Source organism: Streptomyces sp. B8-7 (assembly GCF_058833805.1).
In genome coordinates, this window is sequence record NZ_JBYRRL010000003.1 from 656506 (window position 1) to 679168 (window position 22663).

The 22663-nt window shown below is 74.3% G+C and carries 19 protein-coding genes and 1 pseudogene; 9 read left to right on the forward strand and 11 right to left on the reverse strand.

Features of this window, described 5'->3' with window-relative positions:
- Nucleotides 1–94 precede the first annotated feature (94 nt).
- A complete protein-coding gene (locus tag AC5K6T_RS18015; protein WP_493210244.1) occupies nt 95–1273 on the reverse strand; it encodes an acyl-CoA dehydrogenase family protein in 1179 nt (392 codons plus the stop codon).
- Nucleotides 1274–1757: 484 nt separating this feature from the next.
- Here AC5K6T_RS18015 and AC5K6T_RS18020 point away from each other — a divergent pair, with 484 nt between their 5' ends.
- Nucleotides 1758–2123 carry a DUF6479 family protein gene (locus AC5K6T_RS18020; RefSeq protein WP_493210246.1) on the forward strand — a complete coding sequence of 122 codons (366 nt, stop codon included), beginning with the start codon at nt 1758–1760 and terminating at the stop codon, nt 2121–2123.
- 108 nt (nt 2124–2231) lie between these two features.
- On the opposite strand, the gene AC5K6T_RS18025 is transcribed toward AC5K6T_RS18020, so the two are convergent.
- From AC5K6T_RS18025 to AC5K6T_RS18035, 3 genes are all read right to left on the reverse strand, one after another.
- Nucleotides 2232–4601 (reverse strand): glycoside hydrolase family 65 protein, encoded by a 2370-nt coding sequence (locus AC5K6T_RS18025; RefSeq protein ID WP_493210248.1) that lies wholly within the window; start codon nt 4599–4601, stop codon nt 2232–2234.
- 103 nt (nt 4602–4704) lie between these two features.
- A complete protein-coding gene (locus AC5K6T_RS18030) occupies nt 4705–5166 on the reverse strand; it encodes an RpiB/LacA/LacB family sugar-phosphate isomerase (protein WP_493210250.1) in 462 nt (153 codons plus the stop codon).
- Nucleotides 5167–5194: 28 nt separating this feature from the next.
- Nucleotides 5195–6226: an ATP-grasp domain-containing protein gene (locus tag AC5K6T_RS18035; RefSeq protein ID WP_493210251.1), complete on the reverse strand. Its 1032-nt coding sequence runs from the start codon at nt 6224–6226 to the stop codon at nt 5195–5197.
- Nucleotides 6227–6970: 744 nt separating this feature from the next.
- Here AC5K6T_RS18035 and dhaK point away from each other — a divergent pair.
- The 3 genes from dhaK to AC5K6T_RS18050 all read left to right on the forward strand — a co-directional run bounded on the left by dhaK (nt 6971) and on the right by AC5K6T_RS18050 (nt 8726).
- Nucleotides 6971–7963: a dihydroxyacetone kinase subunit DhaK gene (gene dhaK, locus AC5K6T_RS18040; RefSeq protein ID WP_493210252.1), complete on the forward strand. Its 993-nt coding sequence runs from the start codon at nt 6971–6973 to the stop codon at nt 7961–7963.
- 126 nt (nt 7964–8089) lie between these two features.
- Entirely contained in the window at nt 8090–8323 is a 234-nt protein-coding gene (locus AC5K6T_RS18045) for a hypothetical protein (RefSeq protein ID WP_493210253.1), read from the forward strand.
- On the forward strand, nt 8316–8726 hold the full coding sequence (locus tag AC5K6T_RS18050; protein ID WP_493210255.1) for a PTS-dependent dihydroxyacetone kinase phosphotransferase subunit DhaM: 411 nt from the start codon (nt 8316–8318) through the stop codon (nt 8724–8726). Before AC5K6T_RS18045 ends, AC5K6T_RS18050 begins: the two co-directional genes overlap by 8 nt.
- Nucleotides 8727–8778: 52 nt before the next feature.
- Here the strand turns inward: AC5K6T_RS18050 and AC5K6T_RS18055 are convergent, their stop codons facing one another.
- Entirely contained in the window at nt 8779–9522 is a 744-nt protein-coding gene (locus AC5K6T_RS18055) for a glycoside hydrolase family 75 protein (protein ID WP_493210257.1), read from the reverse strand.
- Nucleotides 9523–9929: 407 nt separating this feature from the next.
- On the opposite strand from AC5K6T_RS18055, the gene AC5K6T_RS18060 reads away from it, so the two are divergent.
- A complete protein-coding gene (locus AC5K6T_RS18060; protein ID WP_493210259.1) occupies nt 9930–10901 on the forward strand; it encodes a fibronectin type III domain-containing protein in 972 nt (323 codons plus the stop codon).
- Between the two features lie 322 nt (nt 10902–11223).
- Nucleotides 11224–11760, forward strand: coding sequence for a hypothetical protein (locus tag AC5K6T_RS18065; RefSeq protein WP_493210261.1), 537 nt, complete (start codon nt 11224–11226; stop codon nt 11758–11760).
- 36 nt (nt 11761–11796) lie between these two features.
- Here the strand turns inward: AC5K6T_RS18065 and AC5K6T_RS18070 are convergent, their stop codons facing one another.
- From AC5K6T_RS18070 to AC5K6T_RS18085, 4 genes are all read right to left on the reverse strand, one after another.
- Nucleotides 11797–12345: a PadR family transcriptional regulator gene (locus AC5K6T_RS18070; RefSeq protein WP_493210263.1), complete on the reverse strand. Its 549-nt coding sequence runs from the start codon at nt 12343–12345 to the stop codon at nt 11797–11799.
- Between the two features lie 22 nt (nt 12346–12367).
- The gene (locus AC5K6T_RS18075) at nt 12368–14383 is read right to left on the reverse strand and encodes an oxidoreductase (RefSeq protein WP_493210265.1); all 2016 of its coding nucleotides are present in this window, start codon (nt 14381–14383) and stop codon (nt 12368–12370) included.
- Between the two features lie 399 nt (nt 14384–14782).
- Nucleotides 14783–15151 (reverse strand): hypothetical protein, encoded by a 369-nt coding sequence (locus AC5K6T_RS18080; RefSeq protein WP_493210267.1) that lies wholly within the window; start codon nt 15149–15151, stop codon nt 14783–14785.
- A 217-nt stretch (nt 15152–15368) separates the two neighbouring features.
- Nucleotides 15369–15524: a hypothetical protein gene (locus AC5K6T_RS18085; RefSeq protein ID WP_493210269.1), complete on the reverse strand. Its 156-nt coding sequence runs from the start codon at nt 15522–15524 to the stop codon at nt 15369–15371.
- Between the two features lie 430 nt (nt 15525–15954).
- Here AC5K6T_RS18085 and AC5K6T_RS18090 point away from each other — a divergent pair, with 430 nt between their 5' ends.
- Nucleotides 15955–18081, forward strand: a complete 2127-nt coding sequence (locus AC5K6T_RS18090) for a SpoIIE family protein phosphatase (protein WP_493210271.1) — start codon at nt 15955–15957, stop codon at nt 18079–18081.
- Between the two features lie 861 nt (nt 18082–18942).
- Here AC5K6T_RS18090 and AC5K6T_RS18095 read toward each other — a convergent pair.
- Complete coding sequence (locus AC5K6T_RS18095) at nt 18943–19911, reverse strand: SDR family oxidoreductase (protein ID WP_493210272.1); 969 nt, start codon at nt 19909–19911, stop codon at nt 18943–18945.
- Here AC5K6T_RS18095 and AC5K6T_RS18100 point away from each other — a divergent pair.
- Nucleotides 19910–20503, forward strand: a complete 594-nt coding sequence (locus AC5K6T_RS18100) for a TetR/AcrR family transcriptional regulator (protein WP_493210274.1) — start codon at nt 19910–19912, stop codon at nt 20501–20503. The genes AC5K6T_RS18095 and AC5K6T_RS18100 overlap by 2 nt on opposite strands.
- A 462-nt stretch (nt 20504–20965) precedes the next feature.
- Here the strand turns inward: AC5K6T_RS18100 and AC5K6T_RS18105 are convergent.
- A pseudogene (locus tag AC5K6T_RS18105) lies at nt 20966–22196 on the reverse strand (RNA-guided endonuclease InsQ/TnpB family protein).
- 25 nt (nt 22197–22221) lie between these two features.
- Between AC5K6T_RS18105 and tnpA the strand changes: the two are divergent.
- Nucleotides 22222–22638, forward strand: coding sequence for an IS200/IS605 family transposase (gene tnpA, locus AC5K6T_RS18110; protein ID WP_493210276.1), 417 nt, complete (start codon nt 22222–22224; stop codon nt 22636–22638).
- The last annotated feature ends 25 nt before the right edge of the window (nt 22639–22663 follow it).

The window sequence follows — 22663 nt, forward strand, 5'->3', positions numbered from 1 at the left end:
AGCGCCGCCCGAAAGGGAGCGGGGAGCTGCGCGGCCGGCCACGACGGCACCGCGGCCGGCCGGCGGCGCACCGCGGCCTTCTCCGGCGGAGCGCTCAGCGGCGGACGCGGGGCATGCCGAGGCCGATCCAGGAGATGATCTCCCGCTGGATCTCGTTGTTGCCGCCGCCGAAGGTGAAGATGACGGCGGAGCGGTAGCCGCGTTCCAGTTCGCCGCGCAGCACCTCCCCGGCGGAGCCCTCCTGGAGGGCGCCGGGGGCCGCGGCGACCTCCAGGAGCCAGGCGTAGGCGTCGCGCCGGGCCTCGGAGCCGTAGACCTTGACCGCGGAGGCGTCCTGCGGGGTGAGGGTGCCGTCCTGGAGCGCGCCGACCATCTGCCAGTTGAGGAGCCGGAGGGCGTCGAGGCGGGTGTGGGTCTGGGCGAGGCGGCGGCGCACCCAGGGCAGGTCCAGGACGCGGCGGCCGTCGGCCAGCTTGGTGCCGGCCGCCCAGCGCTGGACGTCGTGCAGGGCGCGCACCGCCATGGTGCCGTGGGCGGCCAGGGTGACCCGCTCGTGGTTGAGCTGGTTGGTGATCAGCCGCCAGCCCTGGTTCTCGGCGCCGACGCGGCGGGTGAGCGGCACCCGGACGCCGCGGTAGAAGCTCGCGGTGGTGTCGTGCCCGGCGAGGGTGTGGATGGGGGTGCAGGAGTAGCCGGGGTCGGTGGTCGGCACCAGCAGGATGGTGATGCCGCGGTGCGCGGGGGCGTGGGGGTCGGTGCGCACGGCCAGCCACACCCAGTTGGCGGTGTCGCCGTTGGTGGTCCAGATCTTGTGCCCGTCGACCACGTAGACGTCCCCGTCCCGCACGGCCCGGGTCTTCAGCGCCGCCAGGTCGGTGCCCGCGTCCGGCTCGCTGTAGCCGATGGCGAAGTCGATCTCGCCGGAGAGGATGCGGGGCAGGAAGTACGCCTTCTGCTCGGCGGTGCCGTAGCGCATGATCGTGGGGCCGACCGTGTTGAGAGCCATCAGCGGCAGCGGGACTCCCGCCTGGGCGGCCTCGTCGAAGAACACGAACTGCTCGGTGGGGGTCAGCCCACGCCCGCCGTACTCCTGCGGCCAGCCGACACCCAGCCACCCGTCGGCGCCGAGGCGGCGGACGGTCTCCCGGTAGAACTGCTTCTGCCGGGCCGGGCCGGCCTGCCGGGTGCGGGCCTCGTCGGGCATCAACTCGGCGAAGTAGGTGCGCAGTTCGCCGCGCAGCCGCAGTTGTTCCGGGGTGTGGTCGAGATGCACGGCGCCTCCAGGGTCCCGCTGGGCCGGTCCTGACGGCGCACACCGTAGAACGCGTTCCAGAAATTGGGAACGCCCGGACCGCGCCGGGACGCGGCCCCGCGCGGCCCCGCGCGGTCCGGCACGGCCCGGCCGGTTCGGGCCGGCCGGTTCGGGCCGGTTCGCTCGCAGCCGGTGCACTCCGGGCCCGGTGCACTCCGGGCGGGTCCTGGCGGCGGGCCCGGTCCAGTGCCGCGGCGGGCGACGTTCGCCCCGTCGCGCCGCCCGGCACGCACGCCCGCCGCACCGGACGGAAGCCCGAGTACGTCCCGCACGGGGGCTTCCGGCCGGCCCGCCGGGAGCCCGCACCGGACACCGCTCCTCGACGGGCAGACGTCGCCCGCCGCGGCACCGACCGGCGCGTGACGCCGGCCGGCCGGGCCCCGCCCGGGCGGTGCGCTCCGCGGCGGGTGTGTCCAGGGGGCGATTCGCGGGTATTTTTACTGCTATGAGTACCGCTTCGATGCAGTTGGCCGACCCGAGCGGTCTCCTCAGCCTCGGGCTGTTCGGCATCGGCGTCGCCCTTCTGGCGCTGCTGGCCGGAGCCTTCTGGCTGGGCAACCGCGTCCGCAGCCAGGAACCTCCGCGTCCCACGCCGGAGGAGCAGCCGCACGTGCCCGAGAGCGGGCCGGTGCGCGAGATCCGCGAGAACCGCGAACCCGAGGAGATCCCGGAGATCCCCAAGGGTGAGCGCCCGCTCACCCCCTACGAGCTGACCAACATGCAGACCCGGTCCAGCACCAAGAAGGACCGACCACGCTGGAGCAAGGGCTCCAGCGGCTCCTTCGGCGGCGGAGGCCTGGGCGCGCACTGAGCGGCGGCCCGGCCCTGCGGTCCCCCCACTGCCCCGGCGGATCTCGCCGGGGCACCCGCCGTCCCACACGTCCGGCGCCCCGGCCCGCACCGCCCGGTCCCCCGGGGCTCACTCGGGCAGCGTCAGCTGCACCGTCTCCCCCGGCTCCAGCCGGACCGCGCGGCCGGGCAGCCGCACGTCCACGGTCCCGGCCCCGGAGGGCGGCACGGCGACCTCGAGCCTGCCGTGCCGCAGCCCCAGATGGATGCCCCAGTGATGGCGGTGGCGCAGCGAGAACCCGTAGGACGACAGCTCCGGCAGCGGCACCGGGTCGAGCCAGAGGGCGCCGTCGCGGGTCTCCAGGCCGGTCAGGCCGCGCTGGACCAGGTCCAGGGTGCCCGCCATGGCGCCCAGGTGGATTCCCTCACCGGTGGTGCCGCCCTGCACGTCGGCGATGTCGCCGCGCAGCGCCTCCTGGCAGAACTCCCAGGCCTCCGCACGCCGGTCGCGGGCCAGCACCCAGCCGTGCACCAGGCCGCTGAGGGTGGAACCGTGGCTGGTGCGGTGCAGGTAGTGGTCCACGGTGCGGCGCCACACGGTGTCGTCCAGATGCACGCCGAGCCGCGCGAACAGGCTCTTCAGCGCGGCCGGCGGGAACAGGTAGCCCAGCATGAGGACGTCGGCCTGCTTCGAGGCGCGGTAGCGGTTGACCGTGTCGCCCTCGGACTCCAGGATCCGGTCCAGCCGGCGGATGTCGCCGTAGCGGGTCCGGTAGTCGTTCCAGTCGAGCTCTTCGAGGTCGCCGTAGCCGTGGAACTGGCTGATGACGCCCTCGTGGAAGGGCACGTACAGGGTGCGGGAGATCTCCTCCCACAGTTCCAGCTCCCCCTCGTCGAGACCGGTGCGCTCGCCCAGCTCGCGGCGCCGCGGCTCGGGCAGCGAGGGCAGCAGCTCCACGGCGCGGGCCAGCACCCAGGCGGCGGTGACGTTGGTGTACGCGTTGTCGTCCAGGCCGGGCCCGGCCGCGTCGGGGTAGGCGTCGTGGTACTCGTCGGGGCCCATCACGCCCTTGATGCGGTGCCGGCCCAGATCCTCGTCCCAGGCGGCGGCGTCCGCCCAGAACCGGGCGATCTGGAGCAGCATCTCGGCGCCCTTGGTGTGCAGGAACTCCGTGTCGCCGCTGGCGTCGCAGTACCGCAGCACGTTGTAGGCGATGGCCGAACCGACGTGGTGCTGCAGGCGGGAGTGGTCCGGCAGCCAGCGGCCCGAGCGCGGGTTGAGGTGGACCCGCTGCGCCTCCTCCCGCCCGTCGCTGCCGCTCTGCCACGGGTACATCGCGCCGCGCCGCCCGGCGTCCCGGGCCGCGCTGCAGGCCTGCTCCAGGCGCCGGTGGCGGTAGTGCAGCAGGGCCCGCGCCACCTCGGGAAAGTGCAGGTCCAGGTACGGCAGCACGAACAGCTCGTCCCAGAAGACATGGCCCCGGTAGGCCTCCCCGTGCAGGCCTCGGGCCGGTACGCCGACGTCCAGGTCGGCGGTGTGCGGGGACAGCGTCTGCAGCACGTGGAACATGTGCACGCGCAGGATGCGCCCCGCCTCCCCGGGCACCTCCAGGTCGGCGCGGCGCCACAGCTGGGCCCACGCCGTGCGGTGCGTGGCGATCAGCGTGTCCACGCCGGGCGCCCGCCCGACCCGGTCGACCGCCGCGGACAGCGGGTCGCTGATGGCCCGGTCCCGGGAGGTGTGCAGGGCGACCGTCTTGTCGACCGTGACGGTCCGGCCGTGCCGCAGGTCGAGCCGCACGTGCTGGACGGCGCCCTCCCGGGTGTGCCGCACGGTGACGGGGGCCTCGCAGGCCAGCCGGCAGGCCATGCCGATCCGGATGCCGGAGCCGCGGGTGCGGCAGCGCAGCCACACCGTCTCGGTGTCGGCGGTGCCGGTGCGCACATGGCCGATGTGGCGGCCGTCCAGGTCCCGGTAGCGGGCCACGCCGGAGTTGGTCACCCCGCCGTCCAGCGCCGCCTCGACCTCTAGTTCGCCCTCGTGGTCCGTCACGGTGAACTCGGTGCGCAGCGCCGCCAGGTGCGGGTCCGCCATGTGCACCAGGCGCAGCTGGCGCACCGCGAGCACACCGCCCCGGGCGAGGCCGTAGCGGGTGCGGCGCTCCAGCAGGCCGGACGTGAGGTGCAGCACCTGCGTGTGCTCCAGCACCTTCGCCGTGTCGGGGGTCAGCCAGGCTCCGCCGTGGACGCGGAAGCGCAGCGGCAGCCAGTTGGGGAGGTTGACCAGGTCCTCGCTCTCGACGGCGCGGCCCGCCACGTGCGAGACGAGCCGGTTGTAGCAGCCCGCCGCATAGGTGCCCGGATAGTGCACGTCGTCCGCGGTGCACTCGGGCAGCGCGCCGCGCGTGGCGAAGTAGCCGTTGCCGAGCGTGCACAGCGACTCGCGCAGCCGTTCGTCGGCGGGCTCGTAGCCCTCGTACTCCCAGGTCCAGCCCGTCACCGCGCCTCCTCGCCGACGGCCGTCGTACGGTCGTGCCCCCTGGTGTCCCGTCGCGGGCTCCGCCTCCGTGCCGCGCCCCTCCCCGCCCGGTCCGGGACGCCGGTCAGCCCGGCGGAGCGCCGCGCGCGGAGTCGAGGCCCGCGACGCGCGCCAGGTTCGCGTGGTCCTCGGCGTCCTCGCTGGGCGAGGCGGCGAACCAGGCGTCCAGGATCTCACCGAGCACGGGCTGGGAGGTCAGCCGCAGGCTGAGCGCCAGGACGTTGGCGTCGTTCCAGCGTCGGGCGCCGTCCGCGGTGCCCGCGTCCGTGCAGAGCGCGGCCCGTATGCCGGGCACCTTGTTCGCCGCGATCGACGCACCCGTGCCGGTCCAGCAGCACACGACCGCCTGGTCGGCGCCGCCGTCGGCGACCTCGCGGGCCGCCGCGGCGGAGCACACCGCCCACCGCGGGTCGTCGCCCGGGCGCAGCGCCCCGTGCGTGCTGACCTCGTGGCCGCGCTCGCGCAGCTCCGCGACGAGCCGCCGGGCCACGGGTTCGTCCATGTCGGAGGAGACGGAGATCCGCATGCTTCGGAGCGTACCGGGGGCCCCGGGGTCAGCGCCGCTCGTACGGGGCCGGTGCGGCCGGTGCGGCCGGTGCGGCCGGTGCGGCGACCGGGCGGAGCGGGGTCCGGGCCACGCCGCCGGCCCCCGGGCGCCGGGCATGGGCGTCCAGGTGGGCCTGGACGTAGGGCACCGCCACGCTGTGGAGTTCGCCGTCGACGAAGGCGGGCTGGACGTTGACCTCGAAGACGACGCCGCCGTTCTCGATCGCCAGGTCCGCCCCGGAGAACGGCAGCCCCAGCGAGGCGGTCGCGGCGACGGCGAGTTCACTCAGGCGGGGGTGCAGGCCGGGCGGCGGGATGTGCACCGGGAACGCCCCCTGACAGGTGTTGCAGGGCGTGTCGGGCGCCGACTGGATGTGCTCGCGGGCGTGGATGACCCGGCCGTGCAGGACGAACACCCGGAACTGGTGGCGGGCACCGCCCGCGGTCAGGTTCCCGGCGTCCCGGGACAGCAGCCAGTCGGTGCCGCTGCGGGCGTAGTGGTCCACCGCCCGGTGCAGGGCGTCGGGGCCGGTGACGTGGAAGGTGTCGTCCCCGCCGGTGCCGACGGCCGGCCGGGCCCAGGCGTCACCCCCCAGCCGGTCCAGGGCGGCGGCCGCCTCCTCCGGGGCCGGCGCGGACAGCAGCACGGTCTCCATGTGGGCGATGCCGTCCCGCCGGAACCGCTCGACGGTGAGGTTCTTCTCCGTCGCCGCCCGCCACGCCTCGGGGTGCCCGGCGAGAGTGACCACGTCCTGGCGCTCCAGCAGGCGTTGCAGCGGGGCGAGGGCGCTCCTGCGGTGCGGGGGGATCTCGTAGACGACGGCGATGTCGGGCACCAGGTCCAGCCCCTGCTCGGGGACGACCAGGCGGAGCCGGTCGCCGGACGGTACGGCGCGGCCGGTGCCGCCCGGGGCGAGGTGCCGGGAGTCGACCCGGACCGGCGGGGCGCCGGTGAGCAGGTCCACCGCCTGCGCGAGGACGTCCGCGCAGCCTTCGGGGGACGAGGGGTCGGAGATCAGGGCGATGCGGGGTCGGGACACACGGCCTCCAGCGGTCGGCGACGCGCCGCGCCGCGCGCCGGCCGGCGCGGTGCGGGGCGGTCTCACGGATGGTGCCTTGTCACGCGGGCGGTCATCGGCACCGTCCGTGGCGGGCCTCGCCGGGCCCGGGCGGCGCTCGCGCGGCGCCGCGGGAACCGGGGGCCGGTCGTGGGCCGGGCGGCCGTTGACCGAAGGGCTCGGTCACGCCCTGGCGGCAGGGCCGCCCAGAGCCGTGGAAAGGCACACTGTAGGCGTCGGCGGGGTGGCCGTGGCAGGGCGCACGCGTGCACGCGTTCTGCTTCGCCCTCTGCGCCGTCCGCCCCCGCTCGTGCGCCTGCGGATTCCCGGCCAAGGTCGCGCTCGGCCGGGTGCGGTGGGACCGGTCGTCGGACCGCGCGCCGTCGCGGCCGGTCCCGCGGTTCCCCGCGTCCCTCGGACGTCGCCGCCTCGCAGCATCCCCCCGCGGCACTCGGCCACCGCGTGCCCCGTCCGGCGGGTACCGGAGCGCCGCGGCCGGTCCCGGGGCCGCCTGTCCGCCGGGCGGCGTTCGCGGTCCGTACGGCCGGAACCACGCTGCCCGCCCGGCCCGCCTCCGCCAGGAGGTGCCGGCGGTGCGGGACGGGCGAGACGGGCCGACGGCCGCCTCCGGCGGCGCCCGACACCCGTCGCGGCACCGGTGACGCCCACGTGACCTTCGTCCCGGCAGGGCAGATACTGGCGGACAGGGCTCACCAGGAGGCAGGCATGAAGATGCTGATCAACGTCCCGGAGACCGTCGTCGCGGACGCGCTGCGGGGCATGGCCGCCGCGCACCCGGAGCTGACCGTGGACGTGGAGAACCGGGTGATCGTACGGCGCGACGCGCCCGTCGCCGGGAAGGTCGCGCTGGTGTCCGGCGGAGGGTCGGGGCACGAACCGCTGCACGGCGGGTTCGTCGGTCCGGGCATGCTGTCGGCGGCCTGTCCGGGCGAGGTGTTCACCTCCCCCGTGCCCGACCAGATGGTGCGGGCGGCGGCGGCCGTGGACAGCGGTGCGGGCGTGCTGTTCGTGGTGAAGAACTACACCGGCGACGTCCTCAACTTCGACATGGCGGCCGAACTCGCCGAGGACGAGGGCATCCAGGTCGCCAAGGTGCTCGTGGACGACGACGTGGCGGTCTCCGACAGCCTCTACACCGCCGGCCGGCGGGGCACGGGCGCCACCCTGTTCGTGGAGAAGATCGCCGGCGCGGCGGCGGAGGAAGGCCGGCCGCTGGAGCGTACGGAGGCCGTCGCCCGCCGCGTCGCCGGCAGCTCCCGCAGCTTCGGCGTGGCCCTCGGCGCGTGCACCACCCCCGCCAAGGGGAGCCCCACCTTCGAGCTGCCGCCCGGCGAACTGGAGCTGGGCGTCGGCATCCACGGCGAACCGGGCCGGGAGCGCCGCCCGATGATGACGTCCCGGGAGATCGCCGACTTCGCGGTCCACGCGATCCTGGAGGACCTCGCGCCGCGCGACCCCGTGCTGCTCCTGGTCAACGGCATGGGCGCCACCCCGCTGCTGGAGCTGTACGGGTTCAGCGCCGAGGTGCAGCGGGTGCTCGGCGAGCGCGGCGTGCCCGTCGCACGCACCCTCGTCGGCAACTACGTCACCTCCCTGGACATGGCGGGCGCTTCGGTGACCCTGTGCCGGGTCGACGAGGAACTGCTGCGGCTGTGGGACGCGCCGGTGAAGACGGCTGCCCTGCGCTGGGGCGTCTGAGCGCAACGTACGCGCCGTCAGCGAATCTGCGTACCCGGGTGAGTGCGTATCCGGGTATCCGGGTATCCGGGCATCTGCGTATCTGCGTATCTGCGTATCTGCGTATCCGCCACCCGAGGAGGTGCAGTGCTCGACGCCGAGTTCTTCCGCCGGTGGAGGACGGCGGCCGCCGCGGCCGTGGACCGGGCCGCGGACCAGCTCACCGCCGTCGGCTCCCCCGTCGGGGACGCCGGCCGCGGCGGCGACGTGCGGCGCGGCGTCCAGGCCGGGCCGGCCGCGCCACCGCGCCGCCGCCGGAACCCGGGGGCCGCCGCGTCCGCCCTGCCGACCGCCGCACCGGTGGAGGCCTGCGATGAGTGACGGGCAGCGGGTGGGGATCGTGCTGGTGTCGCACAGCGCCGAGGTGGCCGCCTCGGTGGCCGGGATGGCCCGCGGGCTGGCCGGCGGCCCGGTGCCCGTGCCCCTCGCCACGGCCGGCGGCACCGAGGACGGCGGGCTGGGCACCAGCGCGGAGCTGATCGCCGCGGCGGCCGCCGCCGTGGACCACGGCGCGGGCGTCGCCGTCCTGGCCGACCTCGGCAGCGCCGTCCTCACGGTGAAGGCGCTGCTGGCCGAGGACGGCGAACTCCCCGCCGGCACGCTGCTGGTGGACGCGCCGTTCGTGGAGGGCGCGGTCGCGGCCGTGGTCTCCGCCGCGGCGGGCGCGGACCTGGACGGGGTCGTTGCCGCGGCCTCGGAGGCCTACGCCTACCGCAAGACGTGAGGCCGCCGGGCGCCGTCGCGCGGCCGGGTCCGCAACGGGTTTTGGCCCGCCGTCAGCCGGCCGGGATCGGCCGCGGGTCCGGTCCGCGGTCGCCGCGCACGAACCGCCCTGCCAGCCGCTCCCCCGCCTCCCGCGCGGCGTCCGCGCTCTCGATGGGGGTGGCCCGCGAGTCCCGGAAGAGGATGTAGGTGACGCCCGAGGCGACGCCCCCGCCGTGCGGATCGGGGTCGATACCGAGCGCCTCGGCGGTGGCGTAGGACGCCTCGCCGATGAGGTCGCGCGGGCCCCTGTCGCCGACGACGGCGTACTGGACGCGGTCGCGGTAGACCACGGCCGCGACCGTGCCGCCGCCCACGCCGTGCTCACGGTGGTCCCAGCGGTGGCTCGGCACCGGTACGACGACGTACGGCAGCCGCGCGGCGTCCAAGGGGCGCCCGGCGGAGTCCGGATAGGCCGTGCCGGCCGAGAAGTAGGGGTCGGTACCGCGGTTGCAGCGGCGGGAGGGGCGGCCGTCGCAGTCGATGTCCATGTCCGCCGTCCAGAACACGACCTCGTCGGTCGCGCACACCGGGACCGTGGCCGGGGCGCCGTCGTCGGTACGGAAACGGGCGCGGGAGACGGGGGTGCAGTGGCGCACCCGGTCCAGCAGGTCCGCGGCGCTCACGCCGGTGCCGGCCTGCGACCCCGGGGGTCCGGGCAGGCCCCCGGGCGCGGCGGCGGATGCTGCGACGGGCCGGGTCGCCGGGGCGAGCAGGGCGATGCTCGCCGCGGCCAGCGCCAGCGACTGGACACGCACGATGGGGGACCCTCTCCTGGACGGCCTGACGGACACTCAGCCCAATCTGGTGCCGTTTCGGCCGCCCGGCCATTCCGAGGGGGCCGGAAGGGTAGGCGGGGGCGGGGAGCACCGGACCGGGCGGTCCGGAGGGGGCGGCCGCCGGGCAGGCGGAGACCGGGGCCCGCAGCTCGCGTCCGGCTGCGGGCCCCGGCCGTCGGCGCGGGGACCAGCGACGACAGCAGTCCGCGCCACAGGTGCGAACTCCCCCTTCTGCGCGAGGAGTTCGACCGCGAGGTGATTCAGCATACGTAACCGGAGGGGCTGCCCACCAACACCCCTCTTGAGGGGAACGCGCCCAGCGGGCCATAGTGGTCCGGGCTATTGGTCCGGACCATTCCCGCAGTGTGGCCCCGGGAGGCAGAACCGTGCGAAGCGTTCCCGTTCCCGCCGCTCTCGCCTGCGGCGCGCTGCTGCTGGCGGCCGGCTGCGCGCAGAGTGCCGCGGGCGAGCGCCCGCCCGGCGTGCCGAGCGGCGTCACCGCCGACGCCGGCAGCGCCACCAGCGTGCACGTCATGTGGAACCGGGTCCTCGGCGAGCCGCCGGTGACCGCCTACGAGGTGTACCGGGGCGGCACCAAGGTCAAGGAGGTGCCGGCCGGGGAGCACATGGTGGACGTCGCCCGTCTGCGGCCCGGCACCTCGTACGTCTTCACCGTGCGCGCCCGGGACGGCCGGGGGCGGCTGGGCCCGCCCAGTCGTCCGGCCCGGGCGACGACCCCGCGGGCCGTCGCGAGGGACACCGCCGCGCCGTCCCGGCCGGGCTCCCTGCGCGGCCGGGCGGTCGGCAGCCGCGCCGCACAGCTGACGTGGACGGCGTCGTCGGACGACCAGAAGGTCGTGTCGTACGACGTCTACCAGGGTGGTGCGAAGATCCACAGTGTCGGCGGGTCGCAGACGGCCGCGGTGATCACGGGGCTGCGGCCGGGCACCCGCTACGCCTTCAGCATCCGGGCCCGGGACGCCGCGGACAACCTCTCCCCCGCCAGCGCCACCGCCCGGCTCACGACCGCCCCGGGGGCGGACACGGGCGGGGCGACCGCTCCGGGCGGCTTCCGCGCCTCGACGCACGCGGAGGACGGGGCGTACTACGTCGACCTGTCCTGGACCGTGCCGGAGACCGACGGCGTGGTGACGGAGTACCAGATCCGGCTGGACGGCCTGCCCGCCACCTCGCTCGTCTTCGGGGGCCGTCCGCCGGAGGGCCGGGCCACCCACTCCTTCTACGTCGGACGCGAGGCCGGCCAGGAACACCGCGTACGGCTGCGGGCCCGGCTGCCCGACGGGACATGGGGCGCGCTGTCGCCCGAGCGTACGGTGACGACCGGCACGGACGGCTGAACCCCGGGCCGCGCCCCGCGGCGCCCGCGGCACGGCCGGAACGGCACGGGCGACAGGCCCCGGCGGGGGGCGGCGGGGGCTGCAGGGGGGCGACAGGGGGCTGCGGCCACCTGCGGCGGCACCCGTGGCCGCCGCGCCGGGCGGGGCCCGCGGGGCCGGCGAGCGGGCTGGGCCGTGCGGGGGAATCCGTCACCTGGCCGGAGGCGGCCCGGGTGCGGGGCGGGCGGGGCGCGCCTTGGCTGGCCCTGAGGCTGCACGGGCGTTCCCCGATCTCGGCGGCGCAAGGGATGTACCGCCAACCGTGCCGCCGGAGGACACTCCCATGCGCATCTCCACGCCCCTTCTCCGCGGGCTGACCGCCGCAGCCGCCGCCGCGCTGCCGCTGGCCCTCACCGCAGCACCCGCCGAGGCCCGCGGGCCCGGCATCTCCGTGAGCACGACCGGCTCCACCGTGTCGGTCACCACCACCGCCTGCACCCTGGTCAACGGCAGCTGGGGCAACGCCTCGCTGCTGACCAGGAGCCAGACCTCCTTCGCGCAGGGCCGCCAGGCGGCGCTGTCGGGCACCAGCGCGCTGCAGTCGGCGGCGTGGTCGGGGGTCAGCCCGGGGACGTACACGGTGGTCGTGGTCTGCTCCAACACGGTGACCGCGGGCACCCAGGCCGTGATCGTCTCGGCGCCCTCCACCCCCACGGCGTCCGCCACGGCCTCGCCGTCGCGCGGGGTGATGGGCGGCCTGGGCGGCGGCCACCGGGACCTCGGCACCCTCACCCTGGTGGGTGGCGGGGCGCTGGTGGCGACCGGAGTGGGCGCCACGGTGTGGTTCCTGCGCCGGCGGTCGAAGCCGTACCGGCTGTGACCCGGCGACGCCGCCGCTCACGCGGCCGGAGGGAGGTCAGCGCCGGTCCGCCGGCAGGTCGGCCAGCTCCTCCAGGGCGTGGGTGAGCCAGCGCGTCCAGAACGTCTCCAGGTCGATCCCCGCCCGGAGCACCAGGTGCTGGATGCGGTCGCGTCCGCTGTCCCGGCCCGGCGGGAAGTCCCGCGCCTCGATCTCCTCGTACTCGGCGAGCTGCCTGCGGTGCAGGTCGAGATGGCGGCGCAGGTCGGCCTCGATGCCCTCGGTGCCGACCACCGCCGCGGCGCGCAGCCGCAGCAGCAGCGCGTCCCTCATCTGCCGGGGCTCCTGGGGGGCGGCCGTCCAGCGGGCCAGCTCGTCGCGGCCCGCGGGCAGGACCTCGTAGCGCTTCTTCTGCCCGCGGGCCGGCTGGTCGCCCGGCAGGGCCCGGATGTAGCCCGCCGCCTCCAGCCTTCCCAGCTCGCGATAGATCTGCTGGTGCGTCGCCGACCAGAAGTAGCGGATCGACCGGTCGAAGCGGCGGGTCAGCTCCAGCCCGGAGGACGGCTTTTCCACCAGGGCGGTGAGGATCGCGTGCGGGAGTGACATGGGCTCATCCTAGGGACGGCCCTCACAGGGCGGCCGCGACCTCGGTGCCCTGTTTGATGGCGCGCTTGGCGTCCAGCTCCGCGGCCACGTCCGCGCCGCCGATCAGGTGGGCGTGGCGGCCGGCCGCGAGCAGCTCGTCGTACAGGCCGCGGTGCGGCTCCTGCCCGGTGCACAGCACGACGGTGTCGACCTGGAGCACCGTGCTCTCCCCGCCGACCGTGATGTGCAGGCCGGCGTCGTCGATGCGGTCGTAGCGCACGCCCGGGACCATGGTGACGCCGCGGTGCTTGAGCTCGGCGCGGTGGATCCAGCCCGTGGTCCTGCCGAGTCCGGCGCCGACCTTGGTGGTCTTGCGCTGGAGCAGGTGGACCGTGCGCGGCGGCCGGGGCCGCTCGGGAGCGGTGAGGCCGCCGGGCGCCCGGTAGTCCATGTCGACGCCCCAGTGGCGGAAGTACGTCTGCGGGTCCTCGTTCGCCTCGTCGCCGCCGTCGGTGAGGAACTCGGCCACGTCGAAGCCGATGCCGCCCGCGCCGAGGACGGCGACGCGGTCACCGACGGGGGCGCCGTCGCGCAGCACGTCGAGGTAGCCGACGACGCTCGGGTGGTCGACGCCGGGGATGTCCGGGACGCGCGGGGTGACGCCGGTGGCGACGACGACCTCGTCGAAGCCGGCGAGGTCGTCGGCGGTGACGCGGGTGTCGAGGCGTACGTCGACGCCGTGCGTGTCAAGCTGGTGGCGGAAGTAGCGCAGGGTCTCGTCGAACTCCTGCTTGCCGGGAACCCTGCGGGCCACGTTGAGCTGGCCGCCGATCTCGCTCGCGGCGTCGAACAGGGTGACGGCGTGACCGCGTTCGGCGGCACCGGCCGCGCAGGCCAGGCCGGCCGGACCGGCGCCGACGACCGCGACGCGCTTGCGCAGCCGGGTCGGGGAGAGCACCAGCTCCGTCTCGTGGCAGGCCCGCGGGTTCACCAGGCAGGAGGTGATCTGCAGGCTGAACGTGTGGTCCAGGCAGGCCTGGTTGCAGCCGATGCAGGTGTTGATGGCCTCCGGGCGGCCCTCGGCGGCCTTCTTCACGAACGCGGCGTCGGCGAGCATCGGACGGGCCATGGACACCATGTCGGCGGTGCCGTCGGCGATCAGCCGCTCGGCCAGTTCGGGGGTGTTGATCCGGTTGGTGGTGACCAGCGGGACCCCGACCTCGCCCATGAGCCGCCTGGTGACCCAGGTGTAGGCGCCGCGCGGCACCGAGGTGGCGATGGTGGGGATGCGGGCCTCGTGCCAGCCGATGCCGGTGTTGATGATGGTGGCGCCGGCCGCCTCGACCGCCTTCGCGAGGGTGACGACCTCGTCGAGGGTGGAGCCGCCGGGCACCAGGTCGAGCATGGACAGCCGGTAGACGATGATGAAGTCCTCGCCCACCGCCTCCCGCACCCGCCGCACGATCTCCACCGGGAAGCGCATCCGGTTCTCGTACGAGCCGCCCCAGCGGTCGGTGCGGTGGTTGGTGCACGCGGCGATGAACTCGTTGATGAGGTAGCCCTCCGAGCCCATGATCTCCACGCCGTCGTAGCCGGCCCGGCGGGCGAGGCGCGCGGTGCGGACGTAGTCGTCGATGGTCCGCTCGATGTCGGCCTCGGTCAGCTCACGCGGCGGGAAGGGGCTGATCGGCGCCTGGAGCGGGCTGGGGGCGACCAGGTCCTGGTGGTAGGCGTAGCGGCCGAAGTGCAGGATCTGCAGCGCGATCCGGCCACCCTCGCGGTGCACGGCACCGGTGACGGCCCGGTGCTGCTCGGCCTCGTCCTCGGTGGTGAGCTTGGCGCCGCCCTCGTAGGGCCGCCCCTCGTCGTTGGGGGCGATGCCGCCGGTGACGATCAGTCCGACACCGCCGCGGGCGCGCTCGGCGTAGAACGCCGCCATCCGCTCGAAGCCGCGCTCGGCCTCCTCCAGGCCGACGTGCATCGAGCCCATCAGGACGCGGTTGGGGAGCGTGGTGAAACCCAGGTCGAGCGGGCTCAGCAGGTGCGGGTATCGGCTCATCGGGCCCCTCCGTGCGCGGTGTCGTGCCCTCTGTTGTAGAGGACCGCCCACGGATTATGCAACTAGTTGCAGAAAGGGCTTCCGGAGGTGTGTCCGAGGTCACCCGGCAGCCGGCGCACGGCCCGGCCGAGGCACGGGCCGACCGAGGCGCAGGCCGACCGAGGCGCAGGCCGACCGAGGCACGGCCCGGCCGAGGCACGGCCCGGCCGAGGCGCAGGCCGACCGAGGCACGGGCCGGCCGAGGCACGGGCCGGCCGAGGCGCAGGCCGACCGAGGCACGGGCGCTCACGCACCCGCCGGCCACCGCCGGGTCCGGAGACCGACAGGACAGACGACGGCCTGCGCGACCGGCCGCTCGCTCACCTGCTCACCTGCTCACCCGCTCACCTGCTCACCTGCTCACCTGCTCTCCAGCAGTACGTGCAGCTCCCGTTCCTGGTCGCCGGAGACGGCGGAGAGGTCCCGCACGGTGAACAGGGGGTCCAGAGTGGTCCGCAGCCGGTTGACGGCCCAGTAGCCGCCCAGGGCGTCGACCTCGACGGAGGCCGACAGCGCGTCCGGCGGCGGGCACGCACGGGCCTCGGTGACCTCGAAGGTGCCCAGCCACACCATAGGACGGGTCTCGTGCAGTTGCTGGGGCACGTCCTCGCTGCCGCGGTCGGACGCGAAGCAGGCGCACAGCGTGTCGAACACGATGCGCGCGTCCTCCTTGGTGCATCCGCTGATCTCGACGGAGACGGACTCCTCGTGCGGGGGTTCACGGCGCATCGCTATGGCTCCTCTCATGCGGGGCCCGGCTCCGCGGGTTTCCCGGGGAAACGCGCCACATGCCTGGTGCTGTGACCAGAAAAGCACCGATTCGCCGCCCGGGCACCAGCGTGACCGGGGTTCAGGGCCGACACCGTCGCGCCGGGTACCCGGGGGACGGCGGTGCGCGCCGCTGCGGCGCCTCCGGCGGGCGTCGGCGCCGCCCCCGCCCATGCCCTCACCCCCGGACGACCCGGTACGTCCTGCCGGCGGTGAGCAGGCAGAACCCGGGCGAGAGCACGATCACGTGCACGGTGCCGGTACACCGGTGGCAGTCCACACCCTCGGCCTCGAAGGAGCCGGTGCGGCCGCTGCGCGGGGGCAGCGGCCGCACCGCCGCGGTGACCTGCCCGGAGACATCGGCTGCGCCGGGCGGAGCCGACAGGTCGACCCGCAGGAGCGGCCTCGCCGTGGCGAAGAGCGCCCCCCGGGGGTCGCCGGTGGCGCACAGCCGGGGGGGGTGACGGAGGCCCGCGGAGAGCTACGCGTGAACGCGTGAAGCGGACGGCGACGCGTGGGTACGGCGCGGTGTCCGGGTGGCCGGCGGTCCCGGGCAAGGCCCCGTGGAACACCCCGGCCGCTCCCCGTCGCCCCGGACGCCCGTCCGATGCCCCGATCCGCCGCGTCACCGGGACGAGGAGGCCCGCTCTGGGGGATGGTGGAGACGGGCACGGTGGCGTATGAGAGATGGTTGAGCGTGGTACGGCAAGGGAGTCGGCACGGGGGACAGCGTGCCGGGCGGACGGGTGAAGGCGGTGCGTGCGATGGGTACACCCGGACCTCCGCCGGTGACGGGCGGTGAACCGGTGACGGGCGGTGAGCCGGCACGCGAGCCGGGGCGGCCGAGCGGGCTGCTCGACGTCATCGGCGTGGCCTCGATCGTCCTGGACGACAAGGGCCGCATCGTGCTGTGGAGCCCGCAGGCCGAGGAGCTCTTCGGCTACACCGCGCAGGAGGCGCTCGGGCGGTACGCGGCGCACATCATGGTCCACGAGCAGCACACCGACCTGGTCGTCAAGCTGTTCGCCGACGTGCTGGCCACGGGCGAGGGCTGGGCCGGGGCGTTCCCGGTGCGGCACAAGGACGGCTCGACTCGGGTGGTGGAGTTCCGCAACATGCGGCTGCTCGACGACCGCGGCGACGCCTACGCCCTCGGACTGGCCGCCGACCAGACGACCGTACGGCGCCTGGAGCGCGACGTGGCGCTGTCCGACCGCATGGTCGCCCAGTCGCCCATCGGCCTGGCGGTGCTGGACACGACGCTGCGCTACGTGTCGGTGAACCCGGCCCTGGAACGCATCGACGGCGTGCCCGAGGCGGAGCATGTGGGCCGCACCCTCGCCGAGGTGCTGCCCCGGATGGACGTGGCGGGCCTGCAGGACGCGGCCCTGGAGACGCTGGCCACCGGACGGCCCGTGGTGGACCGGTCCCTGGTGGGACGCATCCCGGCCGACCCGGACGAGGACCACGCCCTGTCCATGTCCGTGTACCGGCTGGAGGACGCCCTGGGCTCGGTGCTCGGCGTAGCCATGTCGGTGGTCGACGTCACCGAGCGGTACCGGGCGGGCATCGAGGCCGAGGCCGCCCGCCGCCGGCTGGCTCTCATCGCGGACGCCTCCGCCCGTATCGGGACCACCCTGGACCTGGAGCGCACCGCGGGCGAGCTGGCGGACGTGGCCGTCCCCGAACTGGCCGACGTCGCCGCCGTGGACCTGCTCGACGACGTGGTCAAGGCACGCCGCATCCGCCTCGGCCCCGCGCAGCCCGCCGTGATCCGGGCGCTCGCCGTGCGCGCCGACCGCTCACCGCTGGCCCTTCAGGCGGCCGACCCGCCCGGCCAGGTCGCCCGCTACGGCCCGGAGCGCCTGGTGACCCGGTGCGTGCGGTCGGGCCGGCCGGTGCTGCTGCCGCACATGTCGGAGGCGGACCTGCCGCGGATCGCCCGCTCACCGGAGGCGGCCGTGCTGCTGGCCCGTGCGGGCGTGCACTCCTACCTCGCGGTGCCGCTGATCGCCCGCGGCGAGGTACTGGGCGCCCTCGACCTCAAACGCATCCGCAACCCGCTGCCCTTCACCGAGGACGACGTGCTGCTCGCCCGCGAGCTGGCGGCCCGCGCGGCGGTGCAGATCGACAACGCCCGCTGGTACCAGGACGCCCGGGACACCGCGCTCACCCTCCAGCGCAGCCTCCTGCCCAGCCACCCGGCCGTCACCGGCGGCCTGCAGGTGGCCTCCCGCTACCAGCCGGCCGGCGCCACCACCGAGGTCGGCGGCGACTGGTTCGACGTGATCCCGCTGGACGGCGGCAAGACCGCGCTGGTCGTCGGCGACGTGATGGGCAGCGGCATCTCGGCGGCCGCCACCATGGGCCGGCTGCGCACCGCGACCACCACCCTCGCCACGCTCGACCTGGACCCGGCCGTCCTCCTGGAGCACCTCGACCGGATCACCGCGGGCCTGGACCAGGCCATCGCCACCTGCCTGTACGCCGTCCACGACCCGGCCCTCGGCCAGTGCCGGATCGCCAACGCGGGCCATCTGCCGCCCGCCCTGGTGCGGGCCGGCCGCGACCCCGAACTGCTCGACCTGCCGACCGGGGCCCCGCTGGGGGTGGGCGGCGTCGCGTTCACCACCACCGCGTTCGACTTCGCCCCGGGCGATCAGCTGGTCCTCTACACGGACGGGCTGGTGGAGACCCGCAGCCACTCCCTCGACGAACGCCTCGACACCCTTCTCGACCTGCTCGGCGGGCCCACCAGACCGCTGGACGAGGTCTGCGACCACCTGGTCCGCACCCTCCACCACCCGGACAACCACGACGACGTGGCCCTCCTCATCGCCCGGGCCACCCCTTCCGCCGGACCCTCCGCGCAGACCGCGGACCCGCACTGAGCCGGGCTCGGGGCCGGCCCGGGCGCCGCACAGTCCGGTCCGGCCCCTGGCACCAGGGACGGAGCGCCGTGAGTCAGCCGCCCTGTCAGCTGCCGCACGAGTGGCAGGACTCCTTGCATCGCCTGCACGAGGCGGGGCATCAGCCTTGTTCTCAACAATCCCCATCAGGTACGGGTACCGCCGAGACCACGGAGTTGTGGCCCGCCCGCGGCTGTCAACGGGGCCGGGGGCAAGGGCTGGTGGAGGTTGCGGGTGGTCCACTCGGGTTCGAGGGCGTGGAGGCCCCGCCCGGTGCGGCGGAGGATTCCTTCGCGGACCCAGCGTCCCGGTTCCGCGCGGTCGGGTGGGCCCGGAGCTCCTGCCGGACCCCGGTCGCGTCCTGGGAGCGCAGTACCAGGCCGCGTTGCAGGGTGTGGCGGAGCGCGCAGAGGGCCGACTCGATCTCCCCCTACGCGCAGACCCTTGCCGAGACCCCCGAGCGGGAGTTTCTGCGCTACCGGAGGATCACCGCCGACGCCCGGGAACTGTCCACCGATCCCCCCCGGTCTGGTGGCACCGGTCTTGTTCCGTGACCGGTCCGCCTCGTCGCTGGACAGGGTGACGTGGTCCACCACCCCGTCCAGACCCAGATCCCGCCCCGCTGTTCAGCCCCTTCCGTCACCCCCTGCACCCGGTATCCGGGCTGGACGGTAGAGGCGGCGGTGTACAGCGGGCGGGGGTATCGGCGAAGTGTCCCGCCGGGGTGGGCGGACCTGGCAGATGCACGGTCAGGCCTCCCGGGCGGGGCCGTCTCTCTCCCCACCCGGGACGCCGGGAGCGTACGGGCCGTATCAGGGCCTGGGCAGCGGCAGGCCCGCGTGGTCAGCCGCTGCTCGCTCGAACGTGGGTTTCCTGCGGGGTGGTGGTCTTCGGGTAGTGCGGGCGGAGGGCGGCCGCACTGATGCGGTCGAGCATCCGGTCCGGCAGTACCCGCGACAGTCGGGTGAGTACGGCCGCGTCGCGACCGACGGTGTAGCGCGTGCGGGGCTTCCTGGTGGTCACGGCCTTGGCGATCACCCGGGCGGCGTCGTCGGCGGTCTTTCCGCTCGCGGTGCCCGCGGCGGTCAGCGCGATGACCGCCTGGACCAGCGGCCCGTAGCGATCCCGCTGTTCCGGTGACATGGCCTCGGCCAGCCGGCTCGTGGTGGCGATGCCCCGGTCGCCCATCTCGGTGCGGACCCCGCCGGGCTCGACCACCACCACCCGCACGCCCAGCGGCGTCACTTCCCGGCGCAGCGCGTCGCTGACCGCCTCCAGGGCGAACTTGGTGCCCGCGTAGGGGCCGAAGGTGGCCATGGCGACCTTCCCGCCGACCGAGCTGATGTTGACCACCCGGCCACAGTTGCGCAGCAGGGCGGGCAGCAGTGCCTGGGTGACGGCGACGTGGCCGAACAGGTTGACCTCGTACAGCCGGCGCCACTCGTCCAGCGGCAGGGCCTCGACCGGGGCGTTGACGGAGATGGCGGCGTTGTTCACCAGCGCCCGCAACGCACCTGTCTGCGAGCCGACGCGGGCGGCCAGCTCGGCGATGTGGTCGGGCCGGGTGATGTCGAGGATGACCGGCTCGATGCCCGGGGCGCGGAGCGCGTCGGCATCCTGGTCGCGGCGGACGCCGGCGAGGACGTGGAATCCCCGGCGGGCCAGCTCGCGGGCGGACGCCGCGCCGATCCCGGTCGAGGCTCCGGTCACGACGACGCAGCCGCGGTCTTCCAGCGCAGTTTCAGATGACGTTGTCACCTCAACAAGAGTGGACCACTCAGATGACAGTGTCAACTGTATAGTGATCGGCATGGTCAGCCGAGTGGAATCCGCCGCCGCAACGCGACGTGCCCTGCTGGACGCTGCCGCCGAGCTGCTGGACAGCGGCGGGCCGGGCGCGGTGACGTTGCGCGAGGTCGGGGCGCGCGCGGGGGTCACCCGCGGGGCGCCGTACCGGCACTTCCCCGACAAGGACAGCCTGCTGACCGCCGTGGCAGCCGAAGCCCTGGACCGGCTCGCGGATCAGGCACGGGACGTGCGCACCGATCCGCAGGCGCCCCCGGCCGACAAGCTGCGCCGCGCCCTTTGCGTGCTGATGACGATCGGCCGCCGTCAGCCGCACCTGTACCGGCTGATGTTCGCCTCCCCGGCCGGCGACCCGGCCGCGATCCACGCGGCGACGCAGGCGGGCGACCGCGCCCAGGACGAGTTCCTCGCCATGGTCGGCGATCTGGTCGGCGCCCAGCACACCAGTCGATACGCGGCGCTGCTGTTGACCAGTGTGCACGGGATCACGGATATGGAGGTCAGCGGGCACCTGTCCGCGGACAAGTGGCACATCACGGCCGAGGAACTCGTCTCGACCCTGGTCTCCATGATCGACCGGCAGACCCGCAGCGGGTAGCCGTGCGGGAGCGGCAACGCGCCACCCTCCCGCCACCGCGACCCGCATGCGCTGCCACTGAGGCGACCTGCCGGCCGGGCGCTGACGGAAGGGCCCCGGGCCGCCATTTCCGATCTTGCTGATGTACCGGTCGACAGATGAACAAGATTCAGAGCTCCTGCGCGAGCTCGGAGACCTGCAGCCCCGTGCGGAGCTCTTCCGGCTACCGGTCCCGGCCGTTGAGACGGAGAGCGGCGCGCAGGCGAGCGTACAGCCCTCCCCGTCGGGCTCCTCTGCCCGGCCCGCCGGTCCGGGGTGGGGCAGAGTCGGGGAGGTCCCTGAGGATGTCGTCCGGATGAACGCCCTTGTCCCGGCGGATCTCATCCGGTGACTTGCGTTTTCTCTTGGCCTGGCAATCGGCGCAGAGGTGGTCCTGGGGTCTGACTCCCCGCGAGTGGTTGGGGCCTTGACGTCCTCCCCGGCCTAGAGGCCGGGGATTCCCGCCTGCTCCCACCGGATGGGTGAGGGCTTCGGGTGGGTTCCTGCTTCGCTGCGCGGTGCCGGGACGAGTCCCGGTCTTACCTGCGCTCCGCAGGCTGACACCGCCAGTCCGGCGGCCTTGGCGACGTTGACCGCCGCATTCACGTCCCGGTCGAGGACGGCCCCCGCATGCCGGGCACGTCCAGAGGCGGACGTTCAAAGGCTTGGGGCCGTCCTTGACGCCGCACCGCGAGCACACCTGGGAGGTCGGCTCGAACCGGCCGATCTTCACGAAGGTGCGCCCGTACCGGGCGGCCTTGTACTCCAACATGTTCACGAACGCCGACCATCCGGCGTCGTGCACGGACTTGGCCAGACGCGTGCGCGCGAGCCCCTTCACCGCCAGGTCCTCCACCGCAACCGCTTGGTTCTCGCGGATCAGCCTGGTGGAGAGCTGGTGGTGGAACTCGTGGCGCGCGTCCGCGACACGGGCGTGTGCCCGTGCGGCCTTGATCCTGGCCTTGTCCCTGTTCTTGCTGCCCTTCTCCTTGCGGGACAGCTCCCGCTGGGCTTTCTTCAGGCGCTTCTCGGCCCGGCGCAGGAAGCGCGGGCTGTCGGCCTTCGTACCGTCGGAGAGGACCGCGAAGTGCCCGAGCCCAAGGTCGATGCCCACCTCGGGCGCGACCTCGGGAAGGACTTCCTCCGGACCGGTCTCCACGACGAAGCTTGCGAAGTACCGGCCCGCACTGTCCTTGACCACCGTCACCGTGGACGGCGTCGACGGCAGGGAGCGGGACCATTTGACCTTGAGGTCGCCGGTCTTCGGCAGGCGCAGCTTCCCGCCGGTCGTGATCGACCAGCGGGCGTTCGCCGTGAACCGGACCGACTGCCGGGTGTCCTTCCGCGACTTGTACCGGGGCGCGCCCATGCGCGGACGCTTGCCCTTCAGGCCGTCGAAGAAGTTCTTGTACGCGGTGTCCAGGTCGCGGAGGGACTGCTGGAGGACGGCCGCTGAGACCTCGCCGAGCCAGGCGCGTTCCGGGGTGCTCTTCGCCTCGGTGATGAGCTGCTTCGACAGGTCGCCGGTCTTCGGGAACGGCATGCCTTCGCGGCGGGCGGTCTCCCGAGCGCGGAGGGCGTCGTTGTAGACCGCCCGCGCACACCCGAACGCCCTCGCCAGTGCCGTGCGCTGACCGGCGCTCGGGTACAGGCGGAAGCTGTACCGAAGCTGCACACGGATCATGATACACAGTTGGTTTATGGGTATCGATGAGAACGTTCGCACTGGTCGTCACTGCGTGTTCCGGATGCATGTCCACTTGGTTTTCGTGACGAAGTACCGGCACTCCGTCTTCGCCGACCGGCATCTGACGAGGTGCGAGGAGATCATGCGGGCCGTGTGCGAGGACTTCGAGGCCGAGCTGGTCGAGTTCAACGGCGAGGCCAACCACGTTCACCTGCTGGTGAACTTCCCGCCGAAGGTCGCCGTGTCCAGGCTGGTGAACTCCCTCAAGGGGGTGTCCTCGCGCAGGCTCCGCCAGGAGTTCCCCGACATGGTCCGCCACTACTGGCGGGCACAGCGCCTGTGGTCCGGCTCGTACTTCGCCGGTTCCGTCGGCGGCGCACCGCTCAGCATCGTGAAGCAGTACATCGAGCAGCAGAACCGGCCACTCTGACGCGTAAATAGGTGGAGGTCAGGGT

What these genes read in the sequence shown, in the direction of transcription:
- AC5K6T_RS18100 (WP_493210274.1), top strand. Translation starts at nt 19,910, where the DNA reads ATGGTCAGCCGAGTGGAATCCGCCGCCGCAACGCGACGTGCCCTGCTG.
- AC5K6T_RS18070 (WP_493210263.1), bottom strand. Translation starts at nt 12,345, where the DNA reads ATGTCACTCCCGCACGCGATCCTCACCGCCCTGGTGGAAAAGCCGTCC.
- AC5K6T_RS18090 (WP_493210271.1), top strand. Translation starts at nt 15,955, where the DNA reads ATGGGTACACCCGGACCTCCGCCGGTGACGGGCGGTGAACCGGTGACG.
- AC5K6T_RS18080 (WP_493210267.1), bottom strand. Translation starts at nt 15,151, where the DNA reads ATGCGCCGTGAACCCCCGCACGAGGAGTCCGTCTCCGTCGAGATCAGC.
- dhaK (WP_493210252.1), top strand. Translation starts at nt 6,971, where the DNA reads ATGAAGATGCTGATCAACGTCCCGGAGACCGTCGTCGCGGACGCGCTG.
- AC5K6T_RS18095 (WP_493210272.1), bottom strand. Translation starts at nt 19,911, where the DNA reads ATGCCGATCACTATACAGTTGACACTGTCATCTGAGTGGTCCACTCTT.
- AC5K6T_RS18065 (WP_493210261.1), top strand. Translation starts at nt 11,224, where the DNA reads ATGCGCATCTCCACGCCCCTTCTCCGCGGGCTGACCGCCGCAGCCGCC.
- AC5K6T_RS18050 (WP_493210255.1), top strand. Translation starts at nt 8,316, where the DNA reads ATGAGTGACGGGCAGCGGGTGGGGATCGTGCTGGTGTCGCACAGCGCC.
- AC5K6T_RS18030 (WP_493210250.1), bottom strand. Translation starts at nt 5,166, where the DNA reads ATGCGGATCTCCGTCTCCTCCGACATGGACGAACCCGTGGCCCGGCGG.
- tnpA (WP_493210276.1), top strand. Translation starts at nt 22,222, where the DNA reads ATGGGTATCGATGAGAACGTTCGCACTGGTCGTCACTGCGTGTTCCGG.
- AC5K6T_RS18020 (WP_493210246.1), top strand. Translation starts at nt 1,758, where the DNA reads ATGAGTACCGCTTCGATGCAGTTGGCCGACCCGAGCGGTCTCCTCAGC.
- AC5K6T_RS18075 (WP_493210265.1), bottom strand. Translation starts at nt 14,383, where the DNA reads ATGAGCCGATACCCGCACCTGCTGAGCCCGCTCGACCTGGGTTTCACC.